Origin of the sequence: Kitasatospora sp. NPDC058406, assembly GCF_042722765.1 — a bacterium.
Taxonomy (GTDB): Bacteria; Actinomycetota; Actinomycetes; order Streptomycetales; family Streptomycetaceae; genus Kitasatospora.
Window position 1 is genome coordinate 24,688 of the sequence record NZ_JBHXKE010000066.1, and the last position, 13,847, is coordinate 38,534.

The 13,847-nt window shown below is 70.4% G+C and carries 12 protein-coding genes and 1 pseudogene; 5 read left to right on the forward strand and 8 right to left on the reverse strand.

The window, feature by feature from the left end:
* Positions 1 to 43: 43 nt before the first annotated feature.
* Positions 44 to 895 carry a hypothetical protein gene (locus tag ACFWOG_RS15490; protein WP_380358618.1) on the reverse strand — a complete coding sequence of 284 codons (852 nt, stop codon included), beginning with the start codon at positions 893 to 895 and terminating at the stop codon, positions 44 to 46.
* 108 nt (positions 896 to 1,003) lie between these two features.
* Positions 1,004 to 1,195: pseudogene (locus tag ACFWOG_RS15495) on the reverse strand (SCO4848 family membrane protein); the annotation flags it as partial.
* Between the two features lie 91 nt (positions 1,196 to 1,286).
* On the opposite strand from ACFWOG_RS15495, the gene ACFWOG_RS15500 reads away from it, so the two are divergent.
* Positions 1,287 to 1,538: an SCO4848 family membrane protein gene (locus ACFWOG_RS15500; protein ID WP_380358642.1), complete on the forward strand. Its 252-nt coding sequence runs from the start codon at positions 1,287 to 1,289 to the stop codon at positions 1,536 to 1,538.
* 73 nt (positions 1,539 to 1,611) lie between these two features.
* Here ACFWOG_RS15500 and ACFWOG_RS15505 read toward each other — a convergent pair whose 3' ends face one another.
* The 3 genes from ACFWOG_RS15505 to ACFWOG_RS15515 form a co-directional block, all read right to left on the reverse strand.
* Positions 1,612 to 2,790 (reverse strand): methyltransferase domain-containing protein, encoded by a 1,179-nt coding sequence (locus ACFWOG_RS15505; protein ID WP_329947727.1) that lies wholly within the window; start codon positions 2,788 to 2,790, stop codon positions 1,612 to 1,614.
* On the reverse strand, positions 2,787 to 2,930 hold the full coding sequence (locus ACFWOG_RS15510; RefSeq protein WP_329947728.1) for a hypothetical protein: 144 nt from the start codon (positions 2,928 to 2,930) through the stop codon (positions 2,787 to 2,789). The genes ACFWOG_RS15505 and ACFWOG_RS15510 overlap by 4 nt, the downstream gene beginning before the upstream one ends.
* 708 nt (positions 2,931 to 3,638) lie before the next feature.
* A complete protein-coding gene (locus tag ACFWOG_RS15515; RefSeq protein ID WP_329947729.1) occupies positions 3,639 to 3,833 on the reverse strand; it encodes a hypothetical protein in 195 nt (64 codons plus the stop codon).
* 143 nt (positions 3,834 to 3,976) lie between these two features.
* Here ACFWOG_RS15515 and ACFWOG_RS15520 point away from each other — a divergent pair, with 143 nt between their 5' ends.
* Both ACFWOG_RS15520 and ACFWOG_RS15525 read left to right on the forward strand, forming a co-directional pair.
* A complete protein-coding gene (locus ACFWOG_RS15520; protein WP_329947730.1) occupies positions 3,977 to 4,720 on the forward strand; it encodes a helix-turn-helix domain-containing protein in 744 nt (247 codons plus the stop codon).
* A 3-nt stretch (positions 4,721 to 4,723) separates the two neighbouring features.
* Entirely contained in the window at positions 4,724 to 5,194 is a 471-nt protein-coding gene (locus ACFWOG_RS15525; RefSeq protein WP_327679661.1) for an NUDIX domain-containing protein, read from the forward strand.
* Here ACFWOG_RS15525 and ACFWOG_RS15530 read toward each other — a convergent pair.
* Positions 5,162 to 6,334 (reverse strand): recombinase family protein, encoded by a 1,173-nt coding sequence (locus ACFWOG_RS15530; RefSeq protein ID WP_380358623.1) that lies wholly within the window; start codon positions 6,332 to 6,334, stop codon positions 5,162 to 5,164. The two genes, ACFWOG_RS15525 and ACFWOG_RS15530, sit on opposite strands and share 33 nt — an antisense overlap.
* A gap of 334 nt (positions 6,335 to 6,668) precedes the next feature.
* Here ACFWOG_RS15530 and ACFWOG_RS15535 point away from each other — a divergent pair, with 334 nt between their 5' ends.
* Positions 6,669 to 7,886, forward strand: coding sequence for a D-alanyl-D-alanine carboxypeptidase family protein (locus tag ACFWOG_RS15535; RefSeq protein WP_380358625.1), 1,218 nt, complete (start codon positions 6,669 to 6,671; stop codon positions 7,884 to 7,886).
* Between the two features lie 21 nt (positions 7,887 to 7,907).
* On the opposite strand, the gene ACFWOG_RS15540 is transcribed toward ACFWOG_RS15535, so the two are convergent.
* Together ACFWOG_RS15540 and ACFWOG_RS15545 are read right to left on the reverse strand one after the other, a co-directional pair.
* Positions 7,908 to 8,990, reverse strand: a complete 1,083-nt coding sequence (locus ACFWOG_RS15540; RefSeq protein ID WP_380358628.1) for a YihY/virulence factor BrkB family protein — start codon at positions 8,988 to 8,990, stop codon at positions 7,908 to 7,910.
* A gap of 89 nt (positions 8,991 to 9,079) precedes the next feature.
* The gene (locus ACFWOG_RS15545; protein WP_380358631.1) at positions 9,080 to 10,078 is read right to left on the reverse strand and encodes a glycosyltransferase family 2 protein; all 999 of its coding nucleotides are present in this window, start codon (positions 10,076 to 10,078) and stop codon (positions 9,080 to 9,082) included.
* A gap of 150 nt (positions 10,079 to 10,228) precedes the next feature.
* Between ACFWOG_RS15545 and ACFWOG_RS15550 the strand changes: the two genes are divergently transcribed.
* Positions 10,229 to 13,804: a CDP-glycerol glycerophosphotransferase family protein gene (locus ACFWOG_RS15550; protein WP_329885317.1), complete on the forward strand. Its 3,576-nt coding sequence runs from the start codon at positions 10,229 to 10,231 to the stop codon at positions 13,802 to 13,804.
* Positions 13,805 to 13,847 lie beyond the last annotated feature (43 nt).

The following is a 13,847-nucleotide window of genomic DNA, read 5'->3' on the forward strand; positions in this document are numbered from 1 at the left end:
GATCTCACGATCGGACGGGGCCTTCGCGGTACCCGGAGAAGGCTCAGCGCAGCACGCCGAGGTCCTTCGGCCGCGGGTCCGAGGGGGCGTAGAAGTGGTAGCCGGTGTGGAAGCTGCTGTTGCCGGCGTTGTCCACCGCCTTGACGTACAGGACGTTGGTGCCCCAGTCCCTCACCTTGACGTTGAGCGTGACGGTGCCGCCCGGGCCGGGCTTCACGCTGGCGCCGCTGTCGCAGCCGCCGGACATCAGGAGGCTGTCGTTGAAGGCGTACCGGTAGCAGGCCAGGCCCGAGGCCTCGCCCCCGCCGGCGGGGGCCGGGTCGGTACCGCTGATGACGAAGGCGGCGGTCTCTCCCGCGTACTTGCCGGGCGTCTGACCGGAGCCGAGCGGCGGGAAGTCCGGGGAGGAGACGGTGGGCTGGGCGCTGGTCAGGTCCACCTTGAAGTGGCAGTCCGGGGACGCCGCCGAGATCTTGTGGCCCTGGAGGGCGCGGGCGTTCCAGGCGTAGCCGTGGCCGTCCACCAGGCCGGGGACGAGGGTGGTCGCCTCCTTGCTCCAGGCGGAGGCCTCGCGGACGGCGCTGAAGACGGCGGCGCCGTCCGCGGTGAGGTCCCGGACCGAGAAGCGGGCGGAGAGGGTGCCCGCGGTGTCCGAGGCGACGGTCGCCCTGAGCGTCGGGCCGTCGGTGGTCCGCCCGATCCAGCCGGGTGCGGTGGTGGCGTCGCAGGCGTCGGTGACGACGCCCTCGGAAACGTTCCCGGGCCGCGGGGACGCGGTGGTCCCGGTGACCCGGAGGCCGGTCTCGGCCGCGCCGGCGGTCGGCGCGGCGAGCAGACCTGCCGCCACGGCGACGGCAGCCGCCCCGCCGAGCCGACGGAGGTGCGCAGGCTTCATGGAGTACCCCACCCTTGGTGCGATGAAGGACGCGAAAGAAGATTCGATCGCGATCGAGCGGTGGGGATACTTCCAGCCTGCCGGACCGTCAGGCAACCGGGTATCGCGTCAGCCGGCGACCGGCTCCCGCCGGGCGGCGCGCAGGCCGCGGACGCCGACCGCGCCGACGGCGACGCCGAGTGCGAAGGAGGTCACGGCGAGCAGCAGGTGGATCCAGAAGAAGGCGGTGGGCTGCCCGTGGTCGCCGTCGACGAAGGCCTGGCCGCCGGAGTCCTTCCAGAGGTTCTTGAATGGAAGCCACCTAGAAGAATCGGAAGCTTCCCCGCCGGTCAGCCGAACAGGGGCGGGTCACATACTGGAGGGAACGCCTCCCCTCATGAAGGACATCCCCGTGAAGCTCACCCGCCCCGTCTCCTGGTTCCTCGCAGCATTCGGCGTGTGGTCTTGGGTGATCTGGTCAACCTTCGCCAAGAACCTCTGGAAGGACTCCGGCGGGCAGGCGTTCGTGAACGGCGACCACTCCCAGCCGACTGCCTTCTTCTGGGTCCACCTGCTCCTCGCCATCACCTCGTTCTTCCTCGGTACGGCCGTCGGCGTCATCGGCCTCCGGGGCATTCTCGCGGCCCGCCGCGCCGAGAAGTAGGCGGAGTCCTTCGCCAGGAACGGCGGCCCCGCCCATGCGCTTTGGGGCAGCGCAGGGACGGGGCCGTTCTGGCTCAGCCTCGGACCGGCACCGGGGTCTCCGGGCTGTCCAGCCACACCGTGTGGCCGTCCAGGGTCACCGTGAGCCCGAACCGGTCGAAGCCAGGTCGGCCCTGGTCATCCCACCAGCGCCAGGCGGCCTCCACCTCGTCCCATAGGTTCCGGGGGCCGGACTGGTACACCTCGTACTCCGCGCGGTCCCGCTCATAGTCGGCGGAGGCCCACGACCGGGCGTCCCGGCTGTAGAGCCACAGCGTGTACGCGCCGTTGTCGTAGCGCTCCGCCCGCCAGAACGTCCCGGGCACAGCCGCCCCGATGACGAACAGCTCGAACCACCCACCTGTGTCTGGAGGGGCCAGGGCGGTGGTACTTCTCTCGGCGTCGGCAGGCCATTCCTGACCACGTAGGTAGTCCTCGAAGGGCGGCCGGTCGGTGCGCTGCTGGCGCAGCCGCATGAACGCCGAACTCCGGGTGAACCTGCCGCTCGCGCTGGTCCCGTCGTCGTTCACGGTCAGCCGGACGATCTGCTCGCCGCCGTACTCGGTGCCAAACGGGGCGAGGATGGCCCCGCCGGGCGCCGTCTGTTCCAGCCACGCCGGAGGGATCTCCAGCAAGGAGCACGTGGCGATGATCCGATCGTAGGGAGCGCCCTCCGGCCAGCCCTGCCGTCCGTCGCCCTCGATCACAGTCGGCTCAAGTCCGGCCCGATCAAGGTTCTCCCGTGCGCCACGGATAACGTCCGCGTCGTACTCGACGGTGACCACGTTGGGGCTGCCCAGGCGGTGGGCCAGCAGGCCCGCGTTCCACCCCGTGCCGGCTCCGACCTCCAGCACCCTGTCACCGGGGCGCACGTCGAGATCTCGGAGCATCGAGAACACCATCGTGGGCATGGAGTTGGATGAACTGGGGGTGGTACCGAGCCCGTCACCCGCGTGGTCCCCGTCGTCCCACTGCGTGGTCAGCGGGATGTCCGAGTAGACCGCCCTTCGCCACGCTTCGGGGTCCTGCGACCGGCGCACCACGGGGTTCTGCTTCGTGCCGTCCGCGATGCCCGGCCAGATGCGATCCGGGACGAACAGCTCACGGGGCACGGCCCTGAAGGACGGAAGCCAGTCCGAGGAAAGCGCGCCGCTGGCCACCAGCGCGGAGGCGAGCCCCTGAGGGCCCGCCTCCTTGCGCGTCTCGCCGGTCACTTGCCGCCCGCCGGGGACGAGCCGTCCGAGGTGTTGCCGCCCTCGTCGGACCCGCCACCCCCGTGCCCGGAGCCCTTGTTGCTGTCGTCCTGCTGCTTGCCACCCTTGCCGTCGCCGGTGCCGCCGCCGTGCTTCCCCATCTCAGTACCTCCGTGCCGTTGGGCCCAACCGGCGCTCGCCCGCCGGGTCGTACGACCCGTCCCGGCCGATTCCTTCCCCAGGTGACCAGGACGGGGGTCTTCTGGGCGCGTCAGCGCCTCGGGTAGTTCGCCTCACGGACCCGGGCCAGCAGCACCGCCCGGCGCTGCCGCTCCTCCGGCGTCAGGGACGCAGCAGAGTGTTCCTCCAGAGTGAGAACCGGGCGGGGCCCGGCAGGCCGCTCTCGGGGCCAAGGATGGGCCATGATCCAAGCGAACGGGTCTACGGGCTCTGAGCCCTCCGTGGGGCCCTCAGGGGGCACCTGAACGCCGTCCCGGTCATCACTCATCCGGGTCTGCCTCCTGGTTCAAGCACTCTCAGTCGCCTGCGTGCTGCTGCCGCCACCGGCCCAGGTGTCTGGCAATGGTCGGGTTCTTGTCGGCCGGGTACTGCGCTTCGATCTCGTCGAAGTAGGCACACCCCGGGCACTCTGTGCTGACGGCCCGCGCGGGGGCTTCAGGAAGCATCCTCACGGCGCGCACCCCTTGGTGCACTCCGCAATGTGCTTGTCCCGGGGCTTCTGAATGTCGCGCATGGCATCCATGTCCTGAAGCTCTGCGGGGGCCTCAGCGAACACGGCGGCCATGCGAGCGAACGACCGGCCCACCGGGCACACTGCGGGGGCTTCAGAGGCCCCCCCCCCGGCCGCATCACGAGGCCCCCTTGTCGGGACAGTTGTCCGTGCCGCAGGTGCAGGCGGGCCACTCCCGCAGGATGCCGCCAACCGTCACCCGGGCCGACACCTCAGCGTCGTAGTCGTCAAGCGGGTTGAAGGTCCCCTTCGCTTGGCGACGCGCCGCCCTGTACTCAGGCAGCGTGCTTCCGCTACCCGTCTTGGCCGTCATTGGTCGCTCCTCCCGCCGAGTTGCCCCCAAGATCCGGCAACCGCCCGGGACGGTGAAACCTCGCGCAAAGGACACTTCTGAACGTCCCTCGCGCGATAGAACGTCCCTAGCAAAGGACCGGTGCCTGCGGGGAGACAAGCGAGATGCCGAACGAGAGACTGAAGAGCGTCATGGTGTCGGGTGGTTGGACATGTGCCGCCCTCGCCGAGAAGGCCGGCGTGGACACCAAGTCGGTTGAGCGGTGGGCCAACCAAAGCAGGACGCCCCGGTTAGGGACAGCGCGTCTGGCGGCCGAAGCCCTGGGAGTAGACATGTTCGCACTGTGGCCGAGCCTGCGGCAGCCACGAGCCGCACGGGCGATAAGCCCCGAGCTCGTGGCGCTGTACGAGCAGCGGGCTGACTTGCCGGTGTCCGTCTTCGTTGATCTGCTTGGTAAGGCTGCTGAACGCATTGACGTGTTGGTCTACGCTGCCGTGTTCCTCCACGAGGCGTACCCCAGGCTCAACGATCTCCTTCGCGAGCGTGCCGCCGATGGCTGCGTGGTCCGCATCGCCCTCGGTGACGCCGAGAGCGAGAACGTAAGACAGCGCGGCGAAGAGGAGAGGTTCGGCCACGGCATCGAGTCCCGATGCCGCCTCGCACTGATGCACTACCGCCCACTCATCGGCACTCCCGGTATCGAGATCCGCACCCATGGGACCACGCTCTACAACAGCCTGTACCGGGCAGACGATCACCTTCTCGTGAATGCCCACGTCTGGGGCGTGAACGCCTTCGGTGCTCCGGTCTGGCATCTCCGCCGGACGGGTGCGGGCACGATGTTCGACACCTACGCTTCGAGCTTCGATGCGGTGTGGAGCGCATCACAACCAGTCGAGGAGAGCTGAGACATGGCACGGACCGAGTACTACGACGACCCCAACGCGCCCAAGCCAAACCGGCTGGTGGTCGCGGCTTCCGCCGTTGTCACGGATGAGGCTGGACGCATCCTGCTCCAACGACGTACTGACAACGGACTGTATGCCCTGCCTGGCGGAGCGATGGATCTTGGCGAGTCCCTTCCGGACACTGCGGTGCGAGAGGTTCGCGAGGAGACCGGGTTCGATGTAGAGATCACGGGACTGGTCGGTACCTACACAGACCCTCGGCATGTCATCGCCTATTCGGATGGCGAGGTTCGACAACAGTTCAACGTCTGCTTCACGGCCCGAATCACGGGCGGTGAACTGCGCATCTCTGACGAGTCCACAGACCTTCGGTTCGTCGCGCCTGAAGGCATCGGTGATCTACCGATGCACCACACACAGCGCCTTCGACTCCGACACTTTCTAGACGGCAGGACCACGCCGCACCTCGGCTAGTGGAAGCTCCTGGGGCCACGTCCCAACCGTACGATCCACTGTGAGCAGGAACGCGCAGCGGGAGAACTTCCACCCCGAAAGCAGCTCCGGCACGCTGTTCTCGTACTGCCGCTCAGCAAGGCCGCGCTGACCGATTTTCTCCTGAAGCTCTAGCCATGTCTGGCCGGGGATGATGCCCTTGTGTGGCGTAAGAGGGGCCCCTGACCCGTCCCGGGCAATGACGTTGGTCAGTGTACCCTTGGGGCCCTTTGGGAGACGTGCGGAGGCGAACCCTCCGATACAGGGATGCGTGAGGATGTGACGCACGGTCTGCGCCCGCCAAATGATCCCAGTCCGCTGCCTGCCAGGGAATCCGCGTTCCAGGACGGCCTTCTTGCGTGCTTCGGTGTTGCGCTGCGCCGTGGTGCCCGGGGCGGGTACGCCTTCCTGGTTCATGGTTGCCGCAATACGGTTGTAGGCGTACCCCTTGAACGCCAGGCCAACCAGTTTCCGGACCACCTCGGCGTAGGCCATCCCCGCTTCCTCCCAATGATCCTCATTGGGCTCAAGCGTGGTGACGGTGAGCTTTCCGATCATCTCGCGGCGGGCCTTCATCCCGAAAGGTGGGGTGGAGGAGTGGCGTCCACCGACGGCTTGAATCTCGTCCTTTGCGCCGGCGGTGCGGGCCGCCTTGATATCGGAGTCCTGCTTGGCCAGCGCAGCGATGAGCGCAAAAACTGCCTCACCGACAGGATTGCTGGTGTCAAGGAACGGCTCCTGAACGCTGACAAGTCGCACGCCGTACTCGCGCAGCTTCTTGTCAATCGTCATGGCTTCGTAAGCGCCTTGCCGGGTCAGGCGCGAAAGCTCATTGACAACAATGACGTCCAATTCCCCGCGTTCGACGGAGAGCATCATTTCTTCGAAGTCCGGCCGGACAACCTTCGGGTCCCACCCCGACTTGCCCACATCCTTGTACTCCCGGACCACCTGCCACTTGCTGGTGGCGCGTGCGGCCACCAGGGCGTGACCGGCGCTCAGCTGTGCCTCGGGCGACGCCTCGGAGGCGTCCGGCCGCTTGCTGGACTGACGGGCGTACAGCCCGACCCGGACGACGTCTAGCTGGTCCGAGGGGATGCCCGGAGCGAGGAAGGTTGCCATGTTCTGAGCTTGCCGCACCGTCTGACCTGCGCTTTCCGCTTTGCCGAAGCTTTGCTAGGTACCTTCTCATCAAAGGCGGTCCAGATGATCATGGACCAGACGCCGAAGGCGGTCAGGAACCAGGAGGTGCGGCGACTGAGCTTCATGGGGCGTTCCTCGGTGGGACGGTGGGGCGGTGGGGCGGCGGGGCGACGCGGTGAAGGCGGCGGAGCGGTGAAGACGACGTGCCTCCCCAGTATGCGCGGGCGGCCGTTCGGAGTACGGCGGGCCCCTCCTGCGGCGGAGGACGACGGAGTGGCGGACGGCGGGGGCCTGCACTGGGTACCGTCTGCTGGTGCCCACTTGCTCGAAGCTCGCACGTGTGATCGCCGCGCCCGTCGCGGCCCTTCCGCTCCTCCTCGCCGCCCCGGTGGCCGTCGCGGCCCCGAACGAACCACCGCCGCCGGCCGCGGTCGGCGGCGAACGGCTGGGCCTCCCCGGGGTCCAGGTGGCGCCACTGGCCGGCGCCCCGGCCCTGCCGGGCGATCTCACCGGGCAGTCCTGGATAGTCGCCGACGCGGTGTCCGGCGAGGTGCTGGCGGCCAGCAACCCGCATCTGCGGCTGGCCCCGGCCTCCACCCTCAAGATCCTCTTCGCCGACACCGTGCTGCCCAAGTTCGACCGCAACGCCGTGCACAAGGTCGCGGACGCGGAGATCCAGGGGATCGGCGCCGGCAGCTCCCTGGTCGGCATCAAGGAGGACCTGGAGTACCGGGTCGAGGACCTCTGGCGCGGGGTCTTCCTCAGCTCCGGCAACGACGCGGTGCACGTCCTCGCGCACATGAACGGCGGCGTCCAGCAGACCGTCGCCGAGATGCAGGCCCGGGCGGAGGCGCTCCAGGCCCGGGACACCCGGGTGGTCTCGCCGGACGGCTACGACTCGGAGGGCCAGGTCTCCTCGGCCTACGACCTGACCCTGTTCGCCCGCGCCGGGCTGCGCAACCCCGACTTCCGCGGGTACTGCGCCACCCGCGACATGCTGTTCCCCGGCGCGGTGGACAAGAACACCGGGCAGCGCGGCAGCTTCGGGATCGCCAACACCAACCGGCTGCTCGGCAAGTACCCCGGCCTGATCGGCGTGAAGAACGGTTTCACCACCAACGCCGGCTCCACCTTCGTCGGCGCCGCCGAGCGGGACGGCCGCACCCTGCTGGTGACGGTCATGCACCCGACCTCGTACCAGAAGGTCTACGACGAGACGGCGGCGCTGCTGGACTGGGGCTTCGCCGCGGCCGGCAAGGTCAGCCCGGTCGGGAAGCTGGTCGAGGAGGGCGAGACCGCCGCACCGGTCCCGACCGGCCAGGCGGGCGGCGCCGCCGGCGCACCCGCACCGCCGCCGCACCCCTCGCCGGCCGCCACGACCACCGCCGCGGACACGGCATCCGCCGCGCACACTGGCGGCGACGGCGGCGGGCTCGGCCCGGTCGGCTGGATCGCCGTCGCGCTCGCCCTCGCCTCGGGCGGCGCCGCCGGGCTGCTGCTGCTCAACCGGCGGCGCGCCGCCGGCGGCTGAAACCCGTGACGGGGCCCGGTCTCACGTCCGGGGCCGGGCCTCCGTCGCGCCGCCGTCCGCTTCGCCCCCGGGGCCGCTCTCACGCCCGCCGTCCGTGCCGCCGTCCGCAGCGTCTCCGGCCGGGGCCTCCGCTCCGGCCTTCGTCGCTCCGGCTTTCGCTCCTGGCTTCGCGGGGTCGGCGGCCTGGTCGACGGCCTCGTCGGCGGCCTCGACCATCGCGCGGGCCCGCTCGCGGACCCGGTCCCGGGCGGCCTCCGGGTCGGCCGTCGCCGTCCAGGCCACGCAGTACATCAGCAGCCGGCAGACGAAGTTGATCCAGAGCAGCAGTGCCACCGGCACCCCGAAGGCGCCGTAGAGGCTCTTCCCCGCGACCGAGCCGAGGTAGGAGGAGAGCAGGATCTTCAGCAGCTCGAAGCCGACAGCACCGATCAGCGCCCCCTGCAGCACGACCCGCCGGCGCTGCCCGCCGATCCGCGCGAACGGCGCCAGCAGGTAGGCGAAGAGCAGCATCGCCGAGGCGACCGCGACCAGCAGGCCCACGCCGGTGAGCAGGTAGCCGCCGGGCCCGCCGCGGCCCAGGCCGATCCAGTCGGCGATCCGGCCGGCCAGCGTCGTCCCCGCGGCCGAGGCCCCCAGCGAGAACAGCGAGACCACGCCCAGGCCGCCCAGCACCAGGCAGTCCCAGCCCTTGCGCAGCAGCGGGTTGCCCTCCTCGTCGGGCAGCTGCCACACGTCCCGGATCGAGGTGCGCATGGTGTCCACCCAGCCGAGCCCGGAGAGCAGCAGGAGGACGCCGCTGACCAGCCCGACCGCGCCGGCGTTGGCCACCAGGGAGGGCAGGTTGAGCGCGTCCGAGATACCGGGCAGCTGCTCGGAGATGCGGTCCTGGATGTCCTGGACGCGGGCGTCGCTGAGGGTGGCGACGGCGATCGCCAGCGCCACCGTGAGCAGCGGGAAGAGCGCGAGGAAGCCGAAGAAGGTGACCGCGCCGGCCAGCCGGTTGCCGCGGACGGCGGTGAAGTGTTCGTAGGCACGGTACGGGCGGCTGTGCAGCACCCGTGCCACGAGCGGGCCGATCACCGGAAGGCGGGTCAGGAAGTCCACCCGTCCGGTTATACCGGCAGGTCGCCCGAATGGCCGTCAGACTCCCCGGCGCACCGGCAGGTCCGCCGACCCGCTCCGCGGGCGGAGCGTCAGCGCCGCACCAGCCGGCGGGCCCGGGCCAGCGCGCGGACCGCCTGGTAGGGGGTGTACCGGCCCTGGGCGAGCAGCTCGGTCCGGATCCCGGCCACCCCGGCGGGCGGGCGGTAGCCGGCCGGGCGGAGCCGGGCGCAGTGCGCGGCAGCGCGGCGGAAGAACTCGCGGCGGTCGCCGGGCGGGACCCGGCCGGGCCGGGAGACCACGGTGTTGAGGTGGTGCAGCATCCGGCCGTAGACCACCGGGCGCCAGTGGTCCAGCCCGGGGCGGCCGTCCAGGAAGGCGAAGACCAGGTCGTACTGGGCGAAGACGTCGAAGTGCCGGCGGCTCGCGGTGGCCAGGATGTTGCCGCCCTCCTGGCGCTGGCGGTAGTGCACGCCGACCCGGTCGAGCAGCGTGATGCTCCGCGCGGCGAGCAGCGCCGGGTACGTCCAGGGGGTGTCCTCGTAGTAGCCGGCCGGGAAGGCGAGGCCCTGCGCGGTGACGAAGTCGCGCCGGTAGGCCTTGTTCCAGACCACCTGGAGCAGGTCGAGGAGGTCCGGGCGGGCGGCGAGGTCGAAGACGGCCGGGGAGGCCGCGCCGAAGACGTGCGAGGAGGCGGCCCGGGTGATCCGGCCGTCGGCGTAGGTGCGGGCGTAGTCGTAGACGAGGACGTCCGGGTCGCCGCCGGCCGCGAGCCGGTCGTCGACGGCCTCGAGCAGGCCGGGGGTCATCGTGTCGTCGCTGTCCAGGAAGACCACGTAGTCGCCGGTGGCGACGTCGAGGCCGGCGTTGCGGGCCCGGCCGAGGCCGACGTTCTCCGGCAGGTGCAGCACCCGGACCCGCGGGTCGCGGACGGCGGCCGCGTCGAGCAGCGCGCCGCAGCCGTCCGGGGAGCGGTCGTCCACCGCGATCAGTTCGAGGTCCGGACCACCCTGGCCGAGCACCGAGTCGAGGCACTCGACGAGGTACTCCTCGACCTTGTGGACCGGAACGATCACGCTGAAGCGGGGCATGGGCACAGGGTAGTGGCCGGCGGACCACGGTTGCCCGGGGGCCCCTTGGGCCGGACGGTAGGATCGACAGGCACGTACGCACCGATTCAAAGTGCGGTCAGACCCCGAACGGGCTGCCACGCTCCTTCCCGAGAAAGGCCTGCGTAGCCGATGGCTCCCCGCCTCTCCATCGTCGTCCCGATCTACAACGTCGAGCGCTACCTCGTGGAGTGTCTCGACTCGATCGCCGCCCAGACGTTCACCGACTTCGAGTGCGTCATGGTCGACGACGGTTCGAAGGACACCAGCGCCGCACTCGCCGAGGCCTACGCCGCCGAGGACTCGCGGTTCCGCCTGGTGCGTCAGGTCAACAAGGGCCTCGGCGCGGCCCGCAACACGGGTATCCGGCACATCGACCCGGACTCCGAGTTCCTCTGCTTCGTCGACAGCGACGACTCGATGCCGCCGAGCGCGTACGAGCTGATGATCAACACGCTCGACGAGACCGGCTCGGACTTCGCCACCGGCAACGTGCTGCGGTTCCGCGCGATCGGCTACTACCAGTCCGGCGGCCACAGCCGCCCGTTCGCGAAGACCGTGCTCAAGACGCACATCACCGAGATCCCCTCGCTGGTCACCGACCGCACCGCGTGGAACAAGGTGTACCGCCGCTCCTTCTTCGACGCGGCGGGCATCCTCTACCCCGAGGGCATCCTGTACGAGGACGCGCCGGTCAGCGTGCCGCACCACTACCTCGCCAAGAGCGTGGACGTGCTCTCCGAGCCGATCTACCACTGGCGCGAGCGCGAGGTCGGCGAGATGTCGATCACGCAGATGCGCACCAACCCGAAGGGCCTGATCGACCGCGTCACCTCGGTCGAGCTGGTCCGCGGCTGGCTGAAGAAGCAGACCGAGCCGCGCTTCGCCGAGTACCTGCGCACCTACGACGAGAACACCCTCGTCGAGGAGCTCCCGATGTTCTTCTGGTCCGTCGTGGACGGCGACAAGGAGTACCGGGACGCCTACGTGAAGTGCGTCAGCCGCCTCCTCCGGTCGATCGGCCCGGACCCGGTGAAGAAGCTCCGGGCGCCGCTGCGCCTGAAGTACCACCTGACCCTCCAGGGCCGGGTCGACGAGTTCGTCGAGCAGATCAAGTACGAGGGCGAGAGCAACGGCGGCGTCGTCGCCAAGGGCCTGCTGCGCCCGTACGCCGACTACCCGTTCCTGCGCGGCGGCCGCAAGAGCGTGCCGTCGAACCTGCTGAGCCTGCGCAACTCCACCGTCATCCGCAGCCGGCTCTACGGGTCGGCGTGGGAGGGCGGCCGGCTGCGGCTGACCGGGCACGCCTACCCGGAGCAGCTGGGCGCCGCCAACAAGCTCGACATGGTCCGCACGCTGGTGCTGCGCGAGACCAAGGGCCGCCGGGTCGTCGCCGTGCCGATGAAGACCCAGTACAGCCCCGAGGCCACCGCCACCAACCACCACGACCTGTACAACTGCGACTGGGCCGGCTTCACCGTCGCCCTCGACCCGGCGAAGCTCAAGCACCGGGGCCAGTGGAAGGACGGCAACTGGCGCGTCCTGGTGGCCGGCGCCGGCAAGGGCGGCGTCTACAAGGGCCGCATCTGGGCCGGCTGGGCGGACACCGCGCTGTACCTGCCCTCGCACTGGGTCGAGCCGGACGTCCGGATCGTGCCGTTCGTCCGCGACGGCAGCGTCTACGTCAGGGTCGAGAACGTCCAGGTCCGGGTGACCGGGCTGGCCGCGCACGGCAACACGGTCGAGATCTCCGGCGCCGCCCGCGCCGGCGTCCGGCTGGCCGGGGCGCGGCTGCGGCTGACCCACGTGGAGTCCGAGCGCGAGCTGTTCTTCCCGCTCTCGCAGGGCACCCCGGTCGGCACGCTCCAGCCGTTCCACATCTCCTTCCCGACGGCCGAGCTGACCGCCGTCCGCGAGGCCTGGGCGAAGCTGGACCCGATCGCCGAGGAGCGCGCCCGCGACCGCTGGGACGCCTCCCTGGAGCTGGCCAACGGCCTCAGCGTCCCGATCGCCCTGGACGACCGCAACGCCCCGGAGCAGCTCAACGTGCTGCTGAACCCCGAGGCCCCGGTCGCGGCGCAGCGCACGCTGTACTCCAAGCCCTCCCCCGGCGGCTACCTGCAGCTCTCCGACCAGCTGCTGCAGCCGGTGGTCCACGAGATCACCTCGCGCGGCGCGGACGGTTTCCTGCTCAGCGGCACCTTCCCGCTGCCCGGCAACCACCACTGGGAGCTGCTGGTACGCCACCACTGGGGCGAGGAGCAGCACGTCTACCCGGTGGAGATCTCGGACGGCCGCTTCCGGACCGCGCTGCCGGCCGTGCCGACGGCCTCGTTCGCGGGCAACGCGCCGCTCGCGCAGGGCGGCTGGAACATCTCGTTCCGCCCGGCCGGCGTCGTCTACAACCCGGACATGAGCTCGTACGCGCTGATCGCGCCCGAGTGCTTCGGCTCGCTGCCGCTGGAGGTGGAGGCCCGCGGGAAGCGGATCGTGCTGGAGCGCCGCCACCACGACGGCCTGCAGCTGGAGTCGGAGAACATACTGCTTCCGGAGGAGCGCAGCGGCTGGCGCCAGCGCCAGCTGCGGAAGGTCGACTACCCGGCCGCCCGCCGGGCGCCGCTGCGCGACACGGTGCTGTACAACGTGGCGCTCGGCGGGCTCTACGCGGACTCGCCGCGGGCGATCCACGAGGAGCTGGTCCGCCGCGGCCTGCCGCTGGAGCACCTGTGGGGCAGTGACGACCTCCAGGCCGACCTGCCGCAGACGGCCGGCGCGGTCCGGCTCTGGAGCCCCGAGTGGTTCGAGACGCTGGCCACCGCGAAGTACATCGTGACCAGCGCGCACCTGCCGGACTTCTTCGTCCGCCGGCCCGGGCAGATCGTGCTGCAGACCTGGCACGGCACCCCGCTGAAGAACATCGGCCACGACTTCGAGAAGGTCTGGTTCACCGACGCGCACTACCTGAAGGGCCTCGCCAAGGAGGTCCCGAACTGGAACCTGCTGGTCGCGGGGAGCACCTGGGCGGCTCCGGTGCTGCGTCGCGCGTTCGACTTCAAGGGCGAGATCCTGGAGAGCGGTCTGCCGCGCAACGACCTGTTCTTCTCCCCCGACCGGGAGAAGACCGCCGAGCAGGTGCGCGAGCGGCTCGGCCTGCCCGAGGGCAAGAAGGTCGTGCTGTACGCGCCCACCTGGCGCGAGGACCGCCGCCGCCACTACGGCGGTTACCAGCTGAACCTGCAGCTGGACCTGGAGGCGGCGCAGGCCGCGCTGGCCGACGACCAGGTGCTGCTGGTCCGCCGGCACTCCAACGTGCGCGAGCCGATCCCGGGCGCCGGCAACGGCTACGTCTGGGACGTCAGCAGCTACCCGGACACCGCCGAGCTGCTGCTGGTCGCCGACGTGCTGGTGACGGACTACTCGGCGTCGGTCTTCGACTTCGCGGCGACCGGCAAGCCGATCCTGTTCTTCACCTACGACCTGGCGCACTACCGCGACAACCTGCGCGGGTTCTCGCTGCCGCTGGAGAAGGAGGCGCCCGGCCCGCTGCTGGCCACCTCCGAGGAGCTGGTCGCCGCGCTGGGCCGGGTGGACGAGGTGGCCGCGGAGAACGCCGACCGGTACGCGGCGTTCCGCGAGAAGTACTGCGACCTGGACGACGGCCAGGCCGCCGCCCGGGTGGTGGACGCGATGCTGAGCCGCGAGGCGTAGCCGCCGCGGTCCACGGAAAAGGGCGCCCGACGCGATGTTCGCG